This window comes from Aeromicrobium phragmitis, from assembly GCF_003674095.1.
GTDB lineage: Bacteria > Actinomycetota > Actinomycetes > Propionibacteriales > Nocardioidaceae > Aeromicrobium > Aeromicrobium phragmitis.
Genome location: NZ_RDBF01000018.1, coordinates 1 through 20,886, shown reverse-complemented (window position 1 = coordinate 20,886; position 20,886 = coordinate 1). Strand labels below are relative to the sequence as shown.

Sequence of the window (20,886 nt, the reverse complement as noted above, 5' to 3'; positions counted from 1 at the left end):
CGTGCACCCCGACGAGCTGACCGCGTCGAACCAGGACTATCTCAAGGTCATCTGGACGAGTCGCGAGTGGCGCGATGAGCCCATCTCCTCTCGCGCCCTGGCCCAGCGGCTCGGTCAATCGCCGTCCACCGTCTCCGAGACGGTCAAGAAGCTCACGCAACAGGGACTGCTCACGCACGAGCGGTACGGCGACGTCGAGCTGACCGAGTCGGGCCGTCGCGCAGCGCTCGCAATGGTGCGGCGGCACCGGCTCATCGAGACGTTCCTCGTCGACTACCTCGGCTACGGCTGGGACGAGGTGCACGATGAGGCCGAGGTGCTCGAGCACGCCGTGTCCGACTTGTTCATGGAGCGACTCGCCACCGCACTCGGCGACCCGAGCCGAGACCCGCACGGCGATCCGATCCCGACGGCGACCGGCGATCTCCCGGATCTGAACGCGCGGCAGCTGTCGACGGTCGAGGGCGGGCGGGTACGCGTGGCGCGTGTCTCCGACGCCGACCCCGAGCTGCTGCGATTCCTCACTGATCAGGGCATCGGTCTCGATGTCATCCTGGACGTCCACGAGCGCCACGAGTTCGCCGGAACGATGAAGGTCAGCGTCTCGGGAGTCGAGCGCGACCTCGGGCTTCCGGCCGCCGAGGCGATCTGGGTCAGCGAGCTCTAGGCGCCGCGTCGGCGACGGCGCGAGTCGACACGATCCGAGAGAACACGATGCGCGCCTTGCCTCATGCTCGGACCAGCAGAGAAGTTGCACTTACATCTGTAACGCGCTAACGTTGCAAGTGCAATCGAGCAGCGCGGCTTAGCGATCCAATTTTCGATGTTGTTTTCACGTAGGTAGGAGCGGCGCCATGGTGCAGTTGCTGAACAGGGCCGGGACCATCCACGTCGAGGATGAGGTCCAGCAGGAAGCTCGGGACGTCGTAGAGCAGAAGCATGATCGTCAGATAGTCGAAGTGCGCCTGATGCTCGACGACGGAGAGCACATCACGTTGCCCGCGGGGCTCACAGCTGCCATCCGCTTCGTGCTCGACGGACTTACACAGGGTGACGTCTCTATTCGTTCCATGCCCGATGAGCTGACATCGACCACCGCGGCGGACCTCCTAGGGGTCTCGAGGCCGACTCTTATGAAGTTTGTCCGAGAGGGGCAGTTGCACTCTCGCAAGGTCGGGACCCATCACCGTTTCGCTCATCACGAAGTCCTTGAGCTCTTGCGTCGCCGTAGGGAGATGCAGCGGAGTGCCTTGGACGAGCTGCGCAGAATCGACGACGAGCTAGGCATCGACGACTGAGCTCGGAGCCTCGCCACTCTCCAAGTGAGCAGCCCTGTGGGGTAATGAAACAGTAGTCTTGGCGGATGCACCGCGTATTCGTCGACGCCAACGTGCTGGGAAGTAAGACTCAGTACGACTGGCTATTCATGCTCAAAGTCGAGTGCTATATGTATGCGGTGGTCACGTCCCAGGATGTCTTGGATGAGGCCCACCGAGTGTGGCGGCTGCGGTACCCTGCTATGGACGGCAGCAGCCGTCGTCGCCGCGAAGAGCACTTTCAAAAGTTCTTCGATGACATCCTCAGCGAGTGGCCAGGTGGCGAGGTTGCTTCTCTGAAAGACATCAATGACGCCCATGTCTATAACGCCGCAGCGGCGGCAGGGGCCGATGTCCTCTTGACCAACAACGCCAAGGACTTTGGCGACTCAGCGGAGCTCCCGTTCGACGTGTATACGCCCGATGAGTTCTATTGTCTCGTTGCGGCTAACAGCCCGAACACCGTCCGAGAGGTCACGCTCAAACAGGCTATGTACTGGAACCAGAGGCTTAAGACGAATCCCGACTCACCTCCCAAGCGTCTCGATGAGGCATTGCAGAAAGCGGGCTGTCCCAAGTTCGCGCTAGTGGTCGCTGAGAATGTGAAAGTGCTGTCCGGGTTAACGGCATCCGGCTGATCACGGGCTGGATCGATCGATGCGGAAAGCCGTGCAAGCTGCAGGTGGTCACGTAGGTCGCCGAGCTCGGCCAGGCAGCGAGCGCCGACAGGGAGGGAGGCGCTCACGATCGGTACTGCTCACTGTTGCCAACGCCGGACCGCGAACCGCTCGGCGACGGTTCTTGCCTACGAAGCGTGCATCGAGAGTGGAACGAGAGCCGACAGGACCCGTCGCTGAGAACGTCCTCCGCCCCTAAGCGGGAACTAGCCCCCGAGCTCCGATCCCGGTGTGACGTGCACGCGCTGTCCTTCCGGGCCGAACAGGCTGAGGAACTCCACCGGTTCGTCACCGGCCGCCCCGAACCAGTGCGGGGTGCGGGTATCGAACTCGGCCGCTTGACCGTCCTCGAGTACGAGGTCCTGCTCGCCGAGGATGAGACGCAGTTTGCCGTGGATGACGTAGAGCCATTCGTGGCCGGGGTGCGCCTTCGGTGACGGCTTCGCGGGTTTGCGCGAAGGTGGGAGGACGTGCTTGAACGCGTGGACGCCGGTGGTGCCGCGGCTCAGCGGGAGGATGATCTGGCCGTGCCGGCGGACCGGCCGGATGTGGATGCGCGGATCGCCGTTGGCCGGTGCGCCCACGAGTTCGTCGAGCGGGATTCCGTAGACGCGCGAGAGCGGCAACAGCAGTTCGAGTGTGGGGCGGCGTTGCCCCGATTCCAGCCGCGACAGCGTGCTCACGGAGATGCCGGCGTCCTGCGCGACCTCGGTGAGGGTGAGCTTGCGGCCGTTGCGCACGGCGCGCAGCCGGCTGCCCACTCCGGCCAGTGTCTGCTCGGTGGCGTCCATACGTGCAGTTTGCCATAGCAGCAAAGTGATTTGCAGTCCTCGCATCGGGGTACGCATGCTGGTGCCGAACGAGGAGGCTTCATGAATCAGAACCAGCAGTACGACGTCGTCATCATCGGTGGCGGGCCCGCCGGGCTCGCTGCGGCGGTGGCGCTCGCCCGCTCGCTCCGTTCGGTCGTCGTGATCGATGCGGGGGAACCACGCAACGCCCCCGCACACGGGGTGCACAACTTCCTGACCCGCGAGGGCATGCCCCCGGCCGAGGTGCTGGCGCACGGGCGCCGCGAGGCCGAGGGATACGGCGTCACGTTCCTCGACGGGCGTGCGGTCGAGGCCGCGCGCGAGGGGAACGAGTTCGGCGTGCGGATCGAGGACGGCACGGAGGTGCGTGGACGGCGCCTGCTGTTGACCTCCGGGCTCATCGACGAGCTTCCCGACGTGCCCGGGTTGCAGCGGTTCTGGGGGAGCAGCGTCTTGCACTGTCCCTACTGCCATGGGTGGGAGGCACGCGGTCAGCGGATCGGTGTCGTCGGGCGTGGTGCGGCGAGCCTGCACCAGGTGCTGCTGTTCCGGCAGCTCAGCGACGACGTCACGTTGTTCGTCCATGAGATGGAACCGTTGAGCGACGAGCAGACCGAGCAGCTCGCGGCGCTGGGGGTGCAGATTATCGAGGGACGCGTCGAGCGGCTCAGCGACGACGGAGAGCAGCTGCGCGGTGTCGTGCTCGCCGACGGGACCGAGGTCGAGGTCGACGCGGTCACCGTCGCTCCGCGGTTCGTCGCGCGTGGCGCGCTGTACGAGCAGCTCGGCGGGAAGCTGGAACCGCATCCGGCGGGGTTCGGTGAGCTGATCCCGATCGATCCGTCCGGCCGCACGCAGGTCGACGGGGTGTGGGCCGCGGGCAACGCGTCGGACCTGGGTTCGATGGTGGTCGCCGCGGCGGGCTCCGGTCTGACCACGGCGGCCCAGATCAACGCCGACCTCGCCCACGAGGACACCGACCTCGCCGTCCAACGCCACCGCCAACCCTCGTGAAGTACCCGTAGGTGGTCGAGTAGTGGCGAGCCGTAGGTGGTCGAGTAGCGACCGAGGAACGAGGGAGCGTATCGAGACCACGTGACGTGGTCTCGATACGGCCTCCGCAGAGCTCCGGCCTACTCGACCACCTATCCCCGCTGTAGGTGGTCGAGTAGCGACCGCCCTTCGATACGCCGCTCGTTCCTCGCGGCTACTCAGGAACCGGAACGAGCGAGGTTCCGGCATAGGTGGTCGAGTAGTGGCGAGCTCTGCGAGCCGCGTATCGAGACCAGTTGAGGCGACGTGGTCTCGATACGTCGGTCGCTGAGCGACCTCCTACTCGACCACCTATCGCCTCTTGGAGCCGGGTATCGAGACCACTCGCCACGTCCAGCTACTTCCGGCGGGAGGGTTTCTTCGCCAATGCGGGGAGAGCGTCGAAGTCTCCACGGATGAGCGCTTCACGTTTGGCGCGCGACCACTTCTGAATCCGCTTCTCCAACCAGAATGCCTCGGCCGGACTCTCGCACTGATGCGCGAAGGCGAGCCGGACCGGGAGTCGCGATCGCGTGTAGACAGCGCCCTCGCCGCGTTGGTGCTGCCAGAGCCGCCGTTCCATGTTCCTCGTACTTCCGACGTAGTAGCTGCCGTCGGAGCACTCCAGGATGTAAACCCACGCCATCGAGCCATCGCACCGCGCGCGGGCAAGAACGCCAAGTCCGTCATCCACAGGCGTGTGGTCTCGATACGCCGCTCGTTCCTCGCGGCTACTCGACCACCCGGAATAGGTGGTCGAGTAGTGGCGAGCTCTGCGAGCCGCGTATCGAGACCGGTGGAGGTGACGTGGTCTCGATACGTCGGTCGCTGAGCGACCTCCTACTCGACCACCTATTCACGGTCTATGCGCCGGCGAGGCCGGATTCGTAGGCGAGGACGACGAGCTGGACGCGATCGCGGGAGCCGGTCTTCGCCAGCAACCGGCTGACGTGCGTCTTGACCGTCGCCTCGGCGACAAACAGCTCGCTCGCGATCTCGGTGTTCGACATCCCGCGCCCCACGAGCACCAGCACCTCGCGCTCCCGCTCGGTCAGCTCGGCCAGTCGCGCATGTGCGGGCGGGGCGGGGGCGGCGGGGTCGGGCAGCGTGTTCGCGAAGTGCTCGAGCAGCCGCCGAGTCGTCGACGGCGCGACCACCGAGTCACCCGCGTGCACCGCGCGGATGGCGCCGAGCAGATCCGGGGGAGCGGCGTCTTTGAGCAGGAACGCGGCCGCGCCGGCCTTGATCGCGGCGAACGCGTACTCGTCGAGGTCGAACGTGGTCAGCACGATGACGCGCGGCGCCTCAGGCACGGCAGCCAGCGATCGAGTCGCCTCGACCCCGTCGAGCCGCGGCATGCGTACGTCCATGAGGACGATGTCCGCGCGCGTGACCTTGAGCAGGTTGACGGCCTCGGCACCGTCGCCGGCCTCACCCACCACGGTCATGTCGTCCTGGCTCTCGATGAGCATCCGGAATCCTGCGCGCACCATCTGCTGGTCGTCGACGAGGAACACTCGGATCGGTACGGAATCGCTCACCAGGGAATCCTCGCATCGATCGCGTAACCGCCACCCACGACGGGTCCGGCGGTGAGTTCGCCACCGTGGGCGGCCACGCGTTCGCGCATTCCGACGAGCCCGTGGCCCTCTCCATCGTTGGCGGCGCTGGCGCCGCGGCCGTCGTCGCGAACCTGCAGCCGGAGGGCCTGTCCTTCCTGCTGAACCCGCATCCAGACGTGGACGTCGGGTCCGGCGTGTTTGCGCACGTTGGTGAGCGCTTCCTGCACGAGGCGATAGGCGGTCAGCGCGACACCCGAGGGCACCGCGCTGAGGTCCTCGGCGATCTCGGCGTCGAGCGTCATCGACGTGCGCGCTTCCTCGATGAGGCCGGGCAGGTCGGCGAGGTCGGGTTGCGGGGCGACGCCGGTGTCACCCTCGCGCAGCAGGCCGAGCAGCGATCGCATCTCGGTCAGCGCCTCGCGGCCGGTGGCGGCGATGTTCTCCAGTGCCTCCGTCGCGGCCTCGGGCCGTGCGGCGGCGGCGTACCGGGCGCCGTCGGCCTGCACGATGATCACCGAGAGTCCGTGCGCGACGACGTCGTGCATCTCGCGGGCGATGCGGTTGCGCTCGGACTGCGCGGCCAATTGCGCGCGCTGGTCGGCCTCGCGGGCGACGCGCTCGCTGCGTTCGATGAGGGAGTTGACGTAGGCCTCGCGGGTACGCCCCAGTTGGGCGAGCACCCAGGCGACCAAGGTGATGAGCGCGATGCCGACGGCGTTGCTGATGATCGTGCCCGTCGTGCTGTAGGGAGAGAGCATCCAGTCGATCGACGCGACGATGGCTGCGACGAAACTCATCCCGAGAGCCGGCAGGCTCCATCGCAGGCCTCGCCACCGAGTGATCGAGTACAGCGCGATGGGGAAGGCGAACTGGCTCGGCAGCGGTGTGTCGATGAGGAGGACCTGCAGGGCGTGAGCGGCGTAGACCGCGAAGAACGCGGCGACCGGGTACCTGCGGCGCCAGTACAGCGGGAGGATCTGCAGCGTCGCGACGAGTCCGACGGCGAGCCCGATGCCGAGGCTCTGGCTCACGCCGAGCCCGAGTCCGGCGAACGGGCCGACGAGCATCAGCCCCGAGGCGAGGGCGATGTCGAACCACCGCTGTCCGCGAGGTCCGAGTCGGAAAGGTGCGCTGTCCACGCATCGAACCTAGAGCAGTGGCGTCAGCGAACCATCAGCCTGCGGTCGGATGTCGTTCAGAGCAGCCGTCGCAGGCGGGCGGCTTCCTCGAGGTCGGTGCGGAAGCGGTCGAGGGTGGCGAGCGTGTACATGCCGTCGATCTGCTGGCTCGCCCACAACTCGTGGATGCGGCGCAGGTCGGCCCGCCGCGACTTCCAGCCGATGCCGTCGACGACCGCGATGACGAACTGGCGCGGCAACCGCACCTCGGCCATCTCGACGATCTCGCGGACGGCGTCGGACAGCTTGCTGCCGGTGGAGTCGAAGCCTTTGGCGGCGACGACGATCTCGGCCGCCGCGCCGTCGGGGACGACGAGGTCGCACGGCGCGGTGCGGCCGTTGCGGCCGGTGAACCTCGTGCGGGTGCGGTAGGGCAGTCCGAGGTCGGCGGCGATGGCTTCGATCTCGTCCTCGACCCGGCGCCCGGAGTGGCCGGCGCGGGTGGCGGTGACGCGACTGCCGGCCCGGGCGATGAGGACGTCGGCGAAGCCGTACTCGCGACCCAGCTGCAGGTGCAGGAGCCGGAGGAGGTCGAAATCGGTGTCGAACCAGTGGACGAGCTCGTCGGCGCGGGTGCGGGCGAGGGTGACCCAGCCGCCGGTGCCGAAGTGGTCGACGAGGGCGTTCTTGAGCTTCTCCTGCGTCAGCCCGACCACCAGTCCGAGCACCGGCACGCGATGCGGGTAGGTGGCGACCCACGCGGCGAGGGTGGGCTCGTCGATCGTCGGGAGCGCGGCGAGCGAGTCGGTGGCCTGGCGGATGTCGTCACCCTCGGGCGTGGCGGCGGTGGGGTCGACGTGGCCGGTGAGGCGGCCGAGGGTGTCGAGGTACTCGTCGAAGCCGACGGGTTCGGTCATGCGTCCCGTCCGACGAAGAGGTACTCGTTGACGCTGCGGCGCGCGGCGGTCGCGTGCGTGCCGAAGCTGTACGTGTGGCCGATCTCGATCGTCTCGACCTCGGGTTTGACGCTGGCGAGCAGCTCGACGATGCGGGCGGCGTCGGGCACGGCGTTGGAGGAGTAGGAGAGCACGATCGCGCGGGCGTCGCCGAAGTGCTCGAAGGTGCGCAGCAGGGCGTCGTCGATGGTGCGCTTGTACGCGAACGGCGTGAACCGCTTGGCGAGCTTCTTGGTCTTGGTCTCGTGCATGATCGTCTGACCGCGCCAGTAGACGCTCAAGCCCTCGAGGAAGTGGTAGCGCTTGATGTAGTCGTTGTCGTCGCGTGGCGGGGCGTACGGCGGGTCGAGGTAGACGATGTCCGCCGTCCCGGCGGCGAGGTCGAAGACGTCGCCGTTGACGATGTGGTGCCGGGTGCCGTTGTCGAAGACGGTGGCGTTGTAGGCCGCGACGCGCTCGCGGAAGTGCTCGCGCAGCGGCATGCGCAGGTCGCGCCGGCCGTCGGCGTACCGGGTGGCGTCGGTGAAGGTGAAGACGCCGCGCGGCTGCTTGCGGGCGGCGGACAGCACGAGCGCGGAGATGGCGAGGTCGCGCTCGGGGCCGACCAGCAGGTCGATGTGGGACCACGCGGAGTCGAGGAAGGCGCGGTCCTCGCGGGTGAAGTAGAGGCCGTCGAAGGTGGACTGGATGAAGTCGCGGTCGTCGGCGGGGGGCCCGCAGATGGTGTCGACGAGATCGTCGCTCAGCCGCACGTGGGAGTTGGCGACGGTGGCGCGGGCGATGACCGTGGGGAAGCCGAGGAAGTCGTTGCTGACGACGTCGAAGCCCTGCGCCTTGAGGAGATAGGAGACGACGCCGGACCCGGAGAACGCGTCGACCGCGGTGGTGCCGCCGAGCCGGTCGAAGGTGGCGGCGAGTTGGGGGAGCAGGCGGTACTTGGATCCCATGTACCGCAGGCGCGGAAAGCTGCGCGCTCGCTGGACCGCCGCCGCGACGGGATCGATGCCCACGGGGGCGTCGGCGGGCAGCGAACTCATACGAGCAACCGTAGGCGAGGGGTCCGACAACCCCCCGCTCGGCACGCCGCCCCGCCCCACAGGTGGTCGCTCACCCCATAGGTGGTCGAGTAGGAAGGTCGCTCAGCGACCGACCGTATCGAGACCACGTGGAGGACGGGTTCGGCCCGTCACCGGCTGATCACGCCATAGGTGGTCGAGTAGCGACCGAGGAACGAGGGAGCGTATCGAGACCACGCGCAGGGCGGTTTCGGCCCCGTCATCGGCTGATCGCACCGTAGGTGGTCGAGTAGGAAGGTCGCTCAGCGACCGACCGCTGGAGCCATCGCAGGACGGGCGTAGCCGCGATGGAGCGAGACCACGCCCGCCCACTCGCGTCGTTCCGGTACCTGAGTAACACCGAGGAACGAGGTGCGCATCGAACGCGCCGAGGCGCTCATCCGCCGCCCCAGCTACGCGCGGGAAATCAGCTGGCGCGCTCGACCGACGGGATCTCGTCAGGCCACGGGCCGGCGAGCAGATCCTCCACGCGCAGGTCCAGAGCCTTGCAGAGCGCGATCAGCGTCGTCAGGCGCGGGTTCAGCGGCGCACCGGGGCGCGCGATCCCCTTCTCCAGCTTCTGGTACGTGAAGGTCGCGATGTTGGCGATCCGGGCCAGCTTCTCCTGGCTGATCCCCTTCTCCTTGCGGGCGGCGAGCAGTCGCTGACCGACGGTCACGGCAAACTCGTTCCAGGTGGGGTTCGGGTCAGAGCTCATGAGTTCTCCTTCGGGTCGGTGCACCCATGATGTCCGATCCTCATCCGCTAGTCACCACTGGTGGGTGGCCGAGTCGCACCTAAAGCGGAGAATCGCCTGGAATAGTTGGATGAACATCCGAAATGGGTCCCCGATTTCACGCTCTTATCGACCATCACCGTCCACTTCTGTTTTGATGCCGGTACGAGTGCATCGGAGGGCACGTGTGGTGATCGAGGACATCGAACGCGAGCATGACCGTCGCGCGTCGCTGGACGCCGACGAGGCGCTCGGGCTGCTCGCCGATGACCTGGACGCGGGGTTGCGGCGCGTCGAGAAGCGCGGGGTGGGCGACGCGGACGGTTTGCTGCGGGCGGTCATGCGACCGCGATTCTGGTCGGGCCCTACGCTCTCGTCGTTGGCGGCCCGTGACCCGGAGCGATTCAGTGGCGCCGTGCTCGACCGCTTCGTGCGGCTCGCGAACGCCGATCCCGAGCCCCGCTTCCGCGATGAGGCGGCGCGGGATGTGCGCGAGTCGATCATCGCGCATCGGCTGAACGGGCCGGTGTACAGCGCGCTCGGGGAGGCCCTGTTCTCGCTCGCGTGGTCCGAAGCGGCGGCCTACGCCGATCATGTGGCGCAGTTGGCGGAGGTCGACCACGACGCGAGCGACGAGCTGGTGTGCCGCACGTTGGCTGCGACTCAGGACTCCGAGGCGGCGATCGGCTGGCTGTTGCACCGCACGGAGTGGTACTGGCTCGGCTGGGGGCACGACCGGTGGCCGGTGATGGACGTGATCGCGATGCACTCTGGTCGCTGCTCGGACGGTCATTTCATCCGGTTGGAGGACGCCATCCTCACGTTCTCGCCGGCGCTGGAGAACGATGACTGCCGCGGCTTCGGCCAGTACGAGCTGCTGACCGTCCTCGACCGCGAACGCATGTCGGCGGACGCCCGCACCCAGCTCATGGAGCTCCACCACCGCTTCGTCCAGCAAGTAATCGAGTCCCCAAAGTCCTAACCGCTCGACCGAGTAGTAGGTGGTCGAGTAGTGACCGAGGGACGAGGGAGCGTATCGAGACCACGGAGCGCAAGCGTGGTCTCGATACGGCCTCCGCAGAGCTCCGGCCTACTCGACCACCGAGTAGTAGGTGGTCGAGTCGCGACCGAGGAACGAGGGAGCGCATCGAGACCACGGAGCGCAAGCGTGGTCTCGATACGGCCTCCGCAGAGCTCCGGCCTACTCGACCACCGAGTAGTAGCTGGTCGAGTCGCGACCGAGGAACGAGGGAGCGCATCGAGACCACGGGACGTAAGCCGTGGTCTCGATACATCGGTCGCTGGGCGACCTCCTACTCGACCACCGAGTCGTAGGTGGTCGAGTAGCGACCGAGGGACGAGGGAGCGTATCGAGACCACGGGAGGTAAGCGTGGTCTCGATACGTCGGTCGCTGAGCGACCTGCTACTCGACCACCGAGTCGTAGGTGGTCGAGTAGCGACCGAGGGACGAGGGAGCGTATCGAGGCCAGGGAACGCAAGCGTGGTCTCGATACGACCTCCGCAGAGCTCCGGCCTACTCGACTACCGAGTAGTAGGTGGTCGAGTAGCGACCGAGGGACGAGGGAGCGTATCGAGACCGCGGGACGTAAGCATGGTCTCGATACGGCCTCCGCAGAGCTCCGGCCTACTCGACCGCCGGGGTTAGGTGGTCGAGTAGTGGCGAGCTCTGCGAGCCGCGTATCGAGACCAGTTGAGGCGACGTGGTCTCGATACGGCCTCCGCAGAGCTCCGGCCTACTCGACCACCGATTCCCGGGGACGCCGGTCGCTGGGCGACGTCCTACTCGACCACCGAGTAGTAGGTGGTCGAGTAGTGACCGAGGGACGAGGGAGCGTATCGAGACCACGGGACGCAAGCGTGGCCTCGATACGTCGGTCGCTGAGCGACCTCCTACTCGACCACCAACGGCAGGGCTCCGGCCTGCTCGACCACCAATTCCCGGGGACGTCGCCCGCTGGGCGACTCTTTCCGCCCCTCCCGTTTCGGACGTTCATCCGAATCCGGCTCCATTTGTCCGATTTCCCTGTGACGCGTCTCACTTCGATGGTTCGATGGGTGTATCGGCACCCGTCCCAGGGGAGGGAACTCGATGGACCATGCACAGTGCCATGCCGAGCTTCATTTCGGCCTGTCCACCAACCTGATCGTCCACGGCGAGTGTGTCGTCAGCTTCCACACCGTGGAGCGGGAGATGGACGTGGCTCAGCCGCTGGACTGGCCGGGCAAGTCACTGGCGTTCGAGGTCGCTCCGAGTGTCGACACGTCGGCCGGGCGTAAGGTCGCGGTCGACGTGGGAACGCTCAAGCGTCATGTCGATGCCCCCGTGCCGGTCTACTACATCATCAACGTCGAGGACTGGCGCTCTGGCTCGATGTCTCCGCTCGGACGTGCCCGCTACCCGTGGGTGTACTTCGGCGACGTCATCGGCGTGTGTTCGGCGCGCGACGTCCACGGGCAGGTCAGCGAGCCGGGGACGGAGGGGCTGTCCCTCGTCGACGTCGAGAAGCTCCCGCTCTGGGGCTGGCACGAGTTCATCGTCTCGCTCTCGACCGATGCCCCCTCCGCTGGCCCTCCCACCCGGATCGCGGCGGTGCGCGCGATCGACGAGCGGCTCTTCGACGATCCGAACATCGCCGCCCGATTGGCCGACCACGGCAAGAGCAATCCCCGGGTGCGCGAGCAGATCCAGGACGACGGCAGGGAGGTGTTCACTCCGCTGGCGTGCGATCTCACGCGCAAGCCACCCAAGATCCCGCTGCACAACTACCTGCCCACCGGGTCCGGATACCGCACGGCCGAGACCGAGGAGCTGAAGGAGGAGTTCCGCCGGTACGCGCAAACGGTGGAATGCGGCCGCGTCGGCCCGAAGACCCGCGACGGGCTGATGGTGGTGACGATGAGCTGGAAGAAGCAGCACGTCCTGGCGCGCCTACGTGCCCAGCGGGGGCGAGACCGATGACCGCGGGGGTCAGTACGAGGAACGCAGTGCCGTCGCCGCCGCTGACGCGGGCGCGGGCCGCGAGGAGGAATTCATGAGCCGACGGACGCGACATCAAGAGCTGCACCACTGCCTGGCGCTGCACCTCATCATGATCCGAAAATGCGTGTTGGCGGCATCCGGGCCCGGTGCCGACATCGCGCAACCGCTGGACTGGCCGGGCAAGTCGATCGCCGTCGAGGTCCTGGCTAGTGAGCCTGGGCCGGGCGGACGCACGGTGGAGATCGACGTCGGGCTCCTACGACGCCATGTCGAGGCGCCGATTCCGGTGTACTACGTCGCCGACATCGCCGATTGGAACGATCATCTCGATCCGGTGGGGTACGGGCCGCCGCCGTACGTGGACGAGGTCGTCGGGGTGTGGTCGGCGCGGTCCATGGTGCCGTGGTTGCAGAGCCGGCCGGCGCGGGGCGTCAAGCGGGTCGACCTGAACAGCCTGCCCGTGCTGGGCTGGCGCGACTTCCTCAAGAGCTTCGTTCGGCAGTCACCGGAGGCGGCCCCTCCCGCTCGATTGGCCTCCGACATTCCGCTCAGTCCGTCGCTGCTCTCCGATGCGCAGCTCGCCGCCAAGATCGCCGACCAGCAGACCGATCCGTGCGTCGGCGAGAACGTCGTCTTCGGCGAGGAGGTCGTGCTACCCCTCGCGGAGTCGTTCATCGGTACGCCGCCGTCGCGTCTCTACGACTACGTCCCGAGTGAGGACGGCTACGTGGAGTGCGACACCGCCACGCTCAAGGACGAGCTGCGACGCTTCGCTGCCGAGACAAAGGCCGAGCGCCCCGAGGGCCGCGACGGCCTGATGGTGCTGACCTTGCCGTGGCGGTCGCAGATCTTTCAGAGCATGCCGCGGGCCGAATTGCTCGCTCCGCTTCTGCAGATGCCCGCCGTTCCGTGGCCCGAGTATGACCCCGAGACCGTGTCGCTCGAGGAGGCCGAGGCCATGGAGGACGACCCGTTCTGAGCCTCGTCTCCGTCGCTCAGCTGTTCGCGTCCACGGGGCTCGACTTCAAGGACCACGGGCGGTTCCAGCGTGGGAGACAGGAGTTTGGTCGGGCGAGCGGTGCGGGGTCCCGGTGTGGCCGGGACCCCGCACTGTTCAGTTGGCGATCCGACCGTTCGTGAGATGGAGTTCGATCGTGTTGCCGTCACCGGGGATCACGCTGTTGATCACCCCGGTATTGAAGCCGCAGTTCTCGAACTCGCCGATGGTGTACTCGCCGACCAGACGGCCACCGGCGGCGATGTCGAAGAATTCCCCGACGGGGGTGTTCGCCGGGACCGTCACCGGGTCCGAGGTGCGGCAGTCGGCTCCGGCGAAGAGGGGGAAGAACCCGACGCGGAGGTTGCTGAGCCGCACGTAGTACGTCGACGTGGACGCGAGGATGCGCTGTCGGTCGACGCGAGTGAGTTGGCCGGTGGTGGGGCCGGTGGGCTCGAAGTTCACGTCAGCGGTAATCGGGATGAACCCAGCGAGATTGAACGAGGTGCGGGTACCGGGTAGCACCATGTCGCCGGTGAAGCTGCCATCAGCCTCGACGAAGGAATGCATGATGGCGGGCCCGAGCGTGATCGACGAACCAGTGCCAGCCGTTATCGTGCTGCCGTTGACGTCATAGTCGACGTTGATGGTCGCGGCTTGAGCGGGACTGCCCGTGAGGCCGAGTCCCAGAGCGAGCGCTGCGGCGCTCAACAGGCGAATTGTGTTCTTCATGTTGCGATTCCTTTCAAAGGTTGGGGAGTAGTGCGTGACCAGCCATGCGTTCCCGCGGCACGGGGAGTTTGTCGCGGCTGATCGCTATGACGGCCGTCTCGGAAAACTCGACCGGCGCTGCCGCCCCCAGGGACGACAGCGCCGGTACCTGATGTGAAGCCTCACCGAGTGGCAGGGCCCCACGACTCGCTAGCTCAACCGAGGCGACCGTTCGTGAGATTGAGTTCGATGGTGTTGCCACCGCCGGGCACGAGCAGGTTGATGAGCCAGGTGTTCAACCCGCAGTTCTCGAACTCACCGAGCGTGTACTCGCCAACAAGGCGGCCGCCTGCGGCAATGTCGAAGAATTCACCCTCGGGAGTATTGGCCGGGATGACGACCGGGTCCACGGTGCGGCAGTTCTGTCCGGCGAACAGCGGGAAGATGCTCGCCTTGATGTTGCTGAGCCGGACGTAGTAGCTGGACTCCGAAGTCAGCACGCGCTGACGGCCTACCCGAGTGAGCTGGCCGGTCGTGGGCTTGGTCGGAGTGAAGTTCACATCCGCAGTCACAGGAATGAAGCCGATGACCTTGAACTCCGTGCGAGTGCCGGGCAGCACCATGTCGCCGGTGAAGCTGCCGTCGTCCTCAACGAAGGAATGCATGACGGCCGGGCCGAGGGTGATGGTGGAGCCGGTCTTCTCGATCTGTGTGGTGCCGTTGACGTCGTAGTCAACATCGATCGTGGCAGCCGAGGCCGGCGAGCTGGTAAGAGCCAGCGCTGCACCGGCAATCAGTGCTGCGATTCCGGTGCCCCAGCGTGTACGCCGACGGCTGGTAGTGAGGGTCTTCATAGGGGTGCCTTTCTGATGGGGGTTCCAGGAGTAACCTGAAGAGAGGTGTCGTGGGCCGAGCGACCGCTTCTCGCTCGGCCCACGACGTTTTCTCATCAGCCGTGGCTGATGACTCCGGCGCCGCCGGTGCTCAGCGCGAAGTCGCCGAAGAGCGGCTGCGCGACATCGCCGGTCCAGATCTCGCCGCCGCAGGACGACGTGGAGGGGTTGCCGTTGCCGTCGCCGGCCGTGACGGCGAGGTTGAAGCTGCCCGGAACGAGTTCCACGCTGCCGTCGACTCCCCCGGCGCCCGGATGGATGATCGCGTCAACGCTGCCCTCGGCGAACATCTCGCAGGCGTAGGGCTGCGAACCGGTCGATCGAACGTGGGCGTCCACGCCCGTGATGGTCACGGGCACCGGATCGCCGGCGTTCGCAGGATGAGTACGGACGTCGAAGTCGCCCGCGCTCATCGTCACGATCACCGGGTAGTCCAGGGCCGTTGCCGTGCAATCCGAGAACAGGAGGTCGGTGATCTCGCCGACCTTGTTACCCACATTCACCGAGGCGCCCCGCAACACGTTGCCCTCGACGGAGGCCGTGTCGCAGTAGAGCGGCACGCCGAAGTCCGTCTCGAACCCGATCTGGCTGGTGTTCGTGCCGGTGACGGCTACCGGGCCCGCTGGGCTGGAGCTGCCGCCGACGGTGACGCTGGTGTGCGACGCGAAGGCCGCCGCCGAACCGGCCAGCACCATCGCGCCGATTCCGGCGCCAACTGCGGTCGTCTTCATGATCTTGCGCATGACTTTTCCTTCCCTTGCTGTCACGCGAACCTTTCGCGTGACGTCTCCCGCCCTCCGTTGAGCGAGAAGTCTGTGGTGTTATCCGTGAGAGATCGCCCCCGCACCCTGGGTGTGCAGCGCGAAGTCGCCGACGAGCGGTTGCATGCCGACATGTTCACCACCCCGTTGCCGGAGGCGGCGTCGTGGGAATCGGAACTTGAGGAACGCGGTCTCCACAGTTGCCAGTCCAAGGGCACGTCTCGGGCAAGGGTGCCTCTGGCGTATCCGGCGGGCTGCTGCCAAGGCCCTCGTTTCTGACCAGAATGGGGTTGTTCGGGCCGGATACTGCTGCGCTGAGAAGTCGCGAGAGGTCGTCCCCACTGCTCGTGACACATCCGCTGAATGCTGGGACATCGAGGGTGCCGTGAAGGAGCCCGCCCGAGGCCATGCTGAAGTACGGGGTCGTCATCTTGTCGTGGTCAGGGCGATCTTGAGGCGGAACACCTCTGTTGTCGAAGGCTGTGCTCGTCAACTCCAATTGAGCGTTCTCGGCAGCACACCCGCGGGCGAGGGACAGAGCTACACCGTCGACGACGACGGACTCGAGCCGAACGTTCACTGCCGTGCTCAGTTGTGCCGGGTGCGTCCTGTTGTTCTGAGCGTCCCCGGGAGCTGGGCCCAGCCCTGGGCAGTAGAGGCCAGTGCGTTGAGTGATTTTGGCGGGAACGATAACCCCGTTGGCGTCGCGGGGTTGCTGAATCGATACGCGGGCTTCGACCGGAATCGAACCGAAGGCCACCGTCTGGACGGCGAAGCTCGGTGTGCCGCCGAAGCGGGCCGGTGAGAGCGGAGCCTGGTCGGTGGCGACCAGAATCAGATCCGCCTCCCAGTCGCGCTGCGTTTGAAACTCTCCGAGCCGTGTGCACGAACGGTCTGTGATTGTGCTCGTCTGAAAGTGGCGTCCAACTGCTTCGAGCATCGGGGGGCGGATCCACTGACGCGCCGTCTCGGCGAAGTTCACCGCCCGCGACTGGGTGCCGATCCACGAACCTCGCCGCTCCGATTCGCGGTAATCAGGGATGCCCTGCCCAGGGCGACGCGAATCCTCGGGCAAGCCGGACCCCTCATTGGCGCTGGATTGAAGCAGCCCGAACGAAGCAAAGAGCACCGCGGCGGCCGCAAGCCTTCCAACCGCTCGGGAAGCCGTAACTCGGCGGGTGTGACGTCGCATGCCACGGAATGTGCCCTAGGTCACAAGATGCGTCAACCTGGTGGCCCTCAAGTTGGATGATCATCCAACTCGGAGCGCAATTTGCACGATTCGTGGCCAAACGTGACGTACGTTACGTAACCTTCGTCACGCCCGGCCGTACTCAATGCTCGACGAGTGGTAGAGGTTTCGGCCGGTTCTCGAGACGACGGAGGACTCATGCTCATTTGGCGAAAATTGACCGCAGCGCTTGGGGGTGCCGCCCTCACGGTGGGGGTGCTGGCACTCGCGCCGGTGGTCGCAGAGAACCAAAGTGCGGCGGCGGACGTCACCGCCGGGGGAATCGAAATCTGGGGCTCGGCAGCAGCGAGTTATTCGGCCGAGGACGGGCCCTGGTCCGAGCTGGCAGTGCACGGTGGCCTCGCTGCAGCAGGTGATCAGTTCGCCATTCGTGAGGACGGTACGCTGCAGGCCCTTCCTGGTACCTCGGCGGACCTCAGCAACATTCCTGCAACTGTCGCGGGAAGCCCCGTGGTGGCGGCTACCGTCAACCATCGCAACTTCGCCATGGCCGCGTTGGCAGACGGTAGCGTTCACAAGTGGGGCGGAGGGCGCGGCAACTTGATTCCAGATGGGAGCTGGAGCGTCGCCGAGTTGTCTGGGAGTGCTGTCGCAGTCGGCGCTGACCCGACCGGTTCTCGTGCCATCGTTCTCCTCGCGGACGGAACAGTAACTCGCCTGGACAGTGCAGGTGTGCTTCCTTCTCCGCCCAATCCCGGGCCACTTACAGACGTTGTGAAGATCTCCGGCGGAACCTCGAACAGCCTGAGCGCGGTCGACTACGCGCTGCGGTCGGACGGGAGCGTCGTGGCAATCGGTCCGGCCTCCTGGGCGACGGTAATTGAGTCCGACCCTGCTGATCCGATCATCGACATCGCAGGGTCTGGAGGGGTCAACGAATACGCGGCGACGGCGGTTTCAGCGAGCGGAGTGGTCTACAGGTTCGGCCCGGACGGTAATAGCGCTGTTGATACGGCATTCCCCGTGGACGAAGCCGAGGGGACCGTCACTCAGGTCGCGCGCGCCTCGAACACTACTGCCGCAGCACTCACCAGCAGCGGGCAGGTGCTCGTGTGGGGGACGACGGGAACGCCACCGGCGAATCTACAACCTCCCGCCTCACTGGAGGGCAAGACGATCCTGCAGTTGGCTGGTGGCAACGGAGTCCTTCGTGCCATCGTTGCTGACGGTCCCGATCTCCCGGCATTGGAGGTTGTTGCGGCGCCGATGATCGCGGGCGACGCGGCCGTCGGGAAGACGCTCACGGCGACGCCGGCGACGTTCAGCGAGACCGACGGAGTCGTGCTCTCCCACCAGTGGTTCGCCGACGGCGAAGCCATTGAAGGCGCCACCAACCCGGCTTACACGCTCACTTCCGCTGAGGCGAACGCGATGATCACCTACGTCACGACGGCGACGCGTGACGCGGATGGTGCAGTGGTGGCGTCGGGTCCGTCGAATGAGTTGGGGCCGGTCGAAGAAGGCTTTCATATCATCGGTCAGCCGACGATCACCGGAAACCCTGTCGTGGGCCAGCGGTTGAGCGTCATAAACGCTCCCGTCAGCGAAGGACGTCCTCAGACCGCCTTCCAGTGGTACGTGGGCGACGGCGAAACGTTCGAGCCGGTTGCCGGCGCAACTGGCGGGACGTTCCTCCTGACCGAGGACCACAACCGCCAGTACGTGAAGGTCGTCCAGACTTCCACACTCGCCGGTGTCAGCGACACGGCAGAGTCGATCCCGGTTGGTCCCGTGCTCGGTGACTTCACCGTCGAACAGCAGCCGACCATCGACGGCGACCCTCAGGTCGGAGAGACGATCACGGCGACGCCGGCCACCTTCAGTGACACCGAGGATGTGACGGTGGAGCACCAGTGGTACGCCGATGACACGCTCATCGAGGGTGCTAACGGCCCGACGCTGACGCTCGATCAGTCGCACGAAGGCGCGGTGATCAGCTACGCCACCAAGGGAACGCGCACCATCGACGGTGCCGAGGCGACGTCCGACCGCACCGAGGCAATCGGCCCGGTGATCCCGGTCGAACTGATGATCACCGGTCAGCCGACGATCACCGGTCAGCCGTTCATCGGCCGGCAGTTGACGGTCACCCCGGCGCCCGTCACCGACGATCGCGCCGAGATCACGTACCAGTGGTACGTGGGCGAGGGCGAGGAGTTCGCGCCGATCGAGGGCGCGACCGAGACGACGCTCGAGCTGACCGAGGAGCTGCGTGACCAGCACGTCCTGGTCGAGCAGATCGCCACGCGCAGCCTCGATGAGGCACGAGCCAGTGCCGAGTCGATCGCTGTCGGTCCGATCACCGATGCTCCGGTGGAGCTGACCGTCGAGACCGAGGCCGGTCTCACCGGAACGCCGCGCGTGGGCCAGACCCTCACCGGTACGCCGGCGACGTTCTCGACCACCGAGGGCGTCACGGTCACCAACTACTGGGTCATCGGCGACCAGGAGATCGAGGCGGACGGCACCACGCTCGTCCTGACCGACGATCACGTCCGACAGAACATCCAGTTCAAGTCGGTCGCCACCCGCGGTGATGAAGCGGTGCCGTCGGTCTCGCCGACCGTCGGTCCGGTCCTCGTGGTCCTCGCGCCAACGGCCAAGCCGACGATCGCCGGCACCCCGCAGGTCGGTCAGACGCTCACCGGTACGCCGGCGACGTTCAACGACACGCAGGGCGTCACGGTCGCGAACCGGTGGCTCGCCGACGGCGAACCCATCAGCGGTGCGGCGAGCACGACGTTCACGTTGACGGAGGCTCAGTTCGGCAAGGCGATCACGTTCGAGTCGACGGCGACGCGCGGTGCCGACACCGCGAACTCGGTGTCCGACCCGACCGGTCAGGTGACGCGCGCGCCGCTCACGGTGACGAGCAAGCCGACAATCTCCGGGGATGCCCGGGTCGGCCAGACGCTCACGGGCACGCCGGCCGTGTACTCGGCCACCGAGGGTGTGACGATCACCAACCGTTGGCTGGCCGACGGTGAGCCGATCGACGGCGCCACCGGCACCACGCTGGAGTTGACCGGGGAGCACCTGGCCCGCACGATCACCTTCGAGTCGATCGCTCAGCGCGGCGACGAGGAGCCGGTGTCCTCGGTGTCCGATCCGAAGGGTCCGGTGCTTCCGGAGGAAGACCAGGAGCCGAGTGGTGACGTGGTCATCGACCTCGATGGGCCGACGGCTCCGGGCTCGACGATCCGCGTGTCGGTCGGCACCGACTTCGCCGGGCAGCAGGTGCAGCTGTACCTGTCGAACCTCGATCGCCTCCTCGGTGGCGTGACGGTCGGCGAGGACGGCTTCATCGAGGTCAAGGTGCCCGGAGACATTCCGCTCGGTGAGCACACCCTCGCGGTGTACGACGCCAACGGCGACCTCATCGGCTGGGACGACTTCTCGGTCAGCCTGGAGCGTCCGGAGGATCCGGCGCTGCAGGACGCGATCACGGTCACGCCGGACACGGTGCAGCCGGGTCAGGAAGTCGTCATCACGGTCGGTGCGGATCGCGCCGGGCAGATGGTTCGGGTCGTGATGTTCTCGACGCCGCGGGAGCTGGGCTTCTTCCAGGTGGCGGCCGACGGCACGATCCGGGTCCAGATCCCGAGCGATGTCACTCCGGGCGAGCACCGCATCGCGGTGTACGACGCGGACGGCAACCTCATCGGCTGGCAGGACATCACCGTCGTCGGTGACGCTGCCGCTGGCGGAGGAGCCGGAAGCGGAGTCGCGGGACGCGGCATGGGCAACTTCGGTGCCGAATCGCCGGAGTTCCTGGCGCCGCTGGGCCTGGCGATCCTGCTCGCGGGTGCTGTCACCCTCGGCGCAGGGTGGCGACGCCGCCAGCAGCTGAGCTGACGCTCACCAGCGACGGTGGGTGGGGTGCACCAGCACCCCACCCACCGTCGTGCTGTGGAGCGGGGGAGCGTGGCGTGGTCTCGATACGCCTGCTCGCAGAGCTCGCTGGCTACTCGACCACCTTGATGCGGGGGTGGCGTGGTCTCGATAC

Annotated in this window: 18 protein-coding genes; 8 read left to right on the top strand and 10 right to left on the bottom strand. The window is 66.6% G+C overall.

The annotated features are described in order from the left end of the window. The first annotated feature begins 1 nt into the window (after position 1). The 3 genes from D9V41_RS15960 (at position 2) to D9V41_RS15950 (ending at position 1,954) form a co-directional block, all read left to right on the top strand. Positions 2–667: a metal-dependent transcriptional regulator gene (locus tag D9V41_RS15960; protein WP_243697314.1), complete on the top strand. Its 666-nt coding sequence runs from the start codon at positions 2–4 to the stop codon at positions 665–667. 187 nt (positions 668–854) lie between these two features. Then, positions 855–1,298 (top strand): helix-turn-helix domain-containing protein, encoded by a 444-nt coding sequence (locus tag D9V41_RS15955; protein ID WP_208006901.1) that lies wholly within the window; start codon positions 855–857, stop codon positions 1,296–1,298. A 65-nt stretch (positions 1,299–1,363) separates the two neighbouring features. Beyond that, complete coding sequence (locus D9V41_RS15950) at positions 1,364–1,954, top strand: PIN domain-containing protein (RefSeq protein WP_121795586.1); 591 nt, start codon at positions 1,364–1,366, stop codon at positions 1,952–1,954. Positions 1,955–2,199: 245 nt separating this feature from the next. Here D9V41_RS15950 and D9V41_RS15945 read toward each other — a convergent pair whose 3' ends face one another. Beyond that, positions 2,200–2,784 (bottom strand): helix-turn-helix domain-containing protein, encoded by a 585-nt coding sequence (locus D9V41_RS15945; RefSeq protein WP_121795585.1) that lies wholly within the window; start codon positions 2,782–2,784, stop codon positions 2,200–2,202. Between the two features lie 81 nt (positions 2,785–2,865). Between D9V41_RS15945 and D9V41_RS15940 the strand changes: the two genes are divergently transcribed. Beyond that, positions 2,866–3,819 carry an NAD(P)/FAD-dependent oxidoreductase gene (locus D9V41_RS15940; protein ID WP_121795584.1) on the top strand — a complete coding sequence of 318 codons (954 nt, stop codon included), beginning with the start codon at positions 2,866–2,868 and terminating at the stop codon, positions 3,817–3,819. A gap of 376 nt (positions 3,820–4,195) precedes the next feature. Here D9V41_RS15940 and D9V41_RS15935 read toward each other — a convergent pair whose 3' ends face one another. The 6 genes from D9V41_RS15935 to D9V41_RS15910 form a co-directional block, all read right to left on the bottom strand. Beyond that, the gene (locus D9V41_RS15935) at positions 4,196–4,483 is read right to left on the bottom strand and encodes a GIY-YIG nuclease family protein (protein WP_121795583.1); all 288 of its coding nucleotides are present in this window, start codon (positions 4,481–4,483) and stop codon (positions 4,196–4,198) included. Positions 4,484–4,700: 217 nt separating this feature from the next. After that, on the bottom strand, positions 4,701–5,378 hold the full coding sequence (locus tag D9V41_RS15930) for a response regulator (protein ID WP_121795582.1): 678 nt from the start codon (positions 5,376–5,378) through the stop codon (positions 4,701–4,703). Then, positions 5,375–6,538 carry a sensor histidine kinase gene (locus D9V41_RS15925; RefSeq protein ID WP_121795581.1) on the bottom strand — a complete coding sequence of 388 codons (1,164 nt, stop codon included), beginning with the start codon at positions 6,536–6,538 and terminating at the stop codon, positions 5,375–5,377. The genes D9V41_RS15930 and D9V41_RS15925 overlap by 4 nt, the downstream gene beginning before the upstream one ends. Before the next feature lie 56 nt (positions 6,539–6,594). Continuing rightward, positions 6,595–7,434 (bottom strand): hypothetical protein, encoded by an 840-nt coding sequence (locus tag D9V41_RS15920; protein WP_121795580.1) that lies wholly within the window; start codon positions 7,432–7,434, stop codon positions 6,595–6,597. After that, positions 7,431–8,510 (bottom strand): DNA adenine methylase, encoded by a 1,080-nt coding sequence (locus tag D9V41_RS15915; protein WP_166376077.1) that lies wholly within the window; start codon positions 8,508–8,510, stop codon positions 7,431–7,433. The genes D9V41_RS15920 and D9V41_RS15915 overlap by 4 nt, the downstream gene beginning before the upstream one ends. 445 nt (positions 8,511–8,955) lie before the next feature. After that, a complete protein-coding gene (locus D9V41_RS15910; RefSeq protein ID WP_121795579.1) occupies positions 8,956–9,246 on the bottom strand; it encodes a helix-turn-helix domain-containing protein in 291 nt (96 codons plus the stop codon). A gap of 205 nt (positions 9,247–9,451) precedes the next feature. Between D9V41_RS15910 and D9V41_RS15905 the strand changes: the two genes are divergently transcribed. The 3 genes from D9V41_RS15905 to D9V41_RS15895 all read left to right on the top strand — a co-directional run bounded on the left by D9V41_RS15905 (position 9,452) and on the right by D9V41_RS15895 (position 13,245). Beyond that, the gene (locus D9V41_RS15905; RefSeq protein WP_121795578.1) at positions 9,452–10,246 is read left to right on the top strand and encodes a hypothetical protein; all 795 of its coding nucleotides are present in this window, start codon (positions 9,452–9,454) and stop codon (positions 10,244–10,246) included. Between the two features lie 1,129 nt (positions 10,247–11,375). Beyond that, positions 11,376–12,245, top strand: a complete 870-nt coding sequence (locus tag D9V41_RS15900) for a hypothetical protein (RefSeq protein ID WP_121795577.1) — start codon at positions 11,376–11,378, stop codon at positions 12,243–12,245. Positions 12,246–12,318: 73 nt separating this feature from the next. Then, positions 12,319–13,245: a hypothetical protein gene (locus D9V41_RS15895; RefSeq protein WP_133434221.1), complete on the top strand. Its 927-nt coding sequence runs from the start codon at positions 12,319–12,321 to the stop codon at positions 13,243–13,245. Between the two features lie 135 nt (positions 13,246–13,380). Here D9V41_RS15895 and D9V41_RS15890 read toward each other — a convergent pair whose 3' ends face one another. The 3 genes from D9V41_RS15890 to D9V41_RS15880 all read right to left on the bottom strand — a co-directional run bounded on the left by D9V41_RS15890 (position 13,381) and on the right by D9V41_RS15880 (position 15,610). Continuing rightward, positions 13,381–13,995, bottom strand: coding sequence for a hypothetical protein (locus tag D9V41_RS15890; RefSeq protein ID WP_121795575.1), 615 nt, complete (start codon positions 13,993–13,995; stop codon positions 13,381–13,383). A gap of 194 nt (positions 13,996–14,189) precedes the next feature. Continuing rightward, positions 14,190–14,828, bottom strand: coding sequence for a hypothetical protein (locus D9V41_RS15885; protein WP_121795574.1), 639 nt, complete (start codon positions 14,826–14,828; stop codon positions 14,190–14,192). 95 nt (positions 14,829–14,923) lie between these two features. After that, complete coding sequence (locus D9V41_RS15880) at positions 14,924–15,610, bottom strand: hypothetical protein (RefSeq protein ID WP_121795573.1); 687 nt, start codon at positions 15,608–15,610, stop codon at positions 14,924–14,926. Positions 15,611–17,843: 2,233 nt separating this feature from the next. Here D9V41_RS15880 and D9V41_RS15875 point away from each other — a divergent pair. Further along, positions 17,844–20,735 carry a hypothetical protein gene (locus tag D9V41_RS15875; protein ID WP_133434220.1) on the top strand — a complete coding sequence of 964 codons (2,892 nt, stop codon included), beginning with the start codon at positions 17,844–17,846 and terminating at the stop codon, positions 20,733–20,735. Positions 20,736–20,886: the final 151 nt, after the last annotated feature.

Excerpts from the sequence above, each read along its gene's own strand:
- D9V41_RS15915 (WP_166376077.1), bottom strand. The coding sequence starts at position 8,510 with ATGAGTTCGCTGCCCGCCGACGCCCCCGTGGGCATCGATCCCGTCGCG.
- D9V41_RS15955 (WP_208006901.1), top strand. The coding sequence starts at position 855 with ATGGTGCAGTTGCTGAACAGGGCCGGGACCATCCACGTCGAGGATGAG.
- D9V41_RS15945 (WP_121795585.1), bottom strand. The coding sequence starts at position 2,784 with ATGGACGCCACCGAGCAGACACTGGCCGGAGTGGGCAGCCGGCTGCGC.
- D9V41_RS15890 (WP_121795575.1), bottom strand. The coding sequence starts at position 13,995 with ATGAAGAACACAATTCGCCTGTTGAGCGCCGCAGCGCTCGCTCTGGGA.
- D9V41_RS15885 (WP_121795574.1), bottom strand. The coding sequence starts at position 14,828 with ATGAAGACCCTCACTACCAGCCGTCGGCGTACACGCTGGGGCACCGGA.
- D9V41_RS15900 (WP_121795577.1), top strand. The coding sequence starts at position 11,376 with ATGGACCATGCACAGTGCCATGCCGAGCTTCATTTCGGCCTGTCCACC.
- D9V41_RS15880 (WP_121795573.1), bottom strand. The coding sequence starts at position 15,610 with ATGCGCAAGATCATGAAGACGACCGCAGTTGGCGCCGGAATCGGCGCG.
- D9V41_RS15910 (WP_121795579.1), bottom strand. The coding sequence starts at position 9,246 with ATGAGCTCTGACCCGAACCCCACCTGGAACGAGTTTGCCGTGACCGTC.
- D9V41_RS15950 (WP_121795586.1), top strand. The coding sequence starts at position 1,364 with ATGCACCGCGTATTCGTCGACGCCAACGTGCTGGGAAGTAAGACTCAG.
- D9V41_RS15935 (WP_121795583.1), bottom strand. The coding sequence starts at position 4,483 with ATGGCGTGGGTTTACATCCTGGAGTGCTCCGACGGCAGCTACTACGTC.
- D9V41_RS15920 (WP_121795580.1), bottom strand. The coding sequence starts at position 7,434 with ATGACCGAACCCGTCGGCTTCGACGAGTACCTCGACACCCTCGGCCGC.
- D9V41_RS15940 (WP_121795584.1), top strand. The coding sequence starts at position 2,866 with ATGAATCAGAACCAGCAGTACGACGTCGTCATCATCGGTGGCGGGCCC.
- D9V41_RS15895 (WP_133434221.1), top strand. The coding sequence starts at position 12,319 with ATGAGCCGACGGACGCGACATCAAGAGCTGCACCACTGCCTGGCGCTG.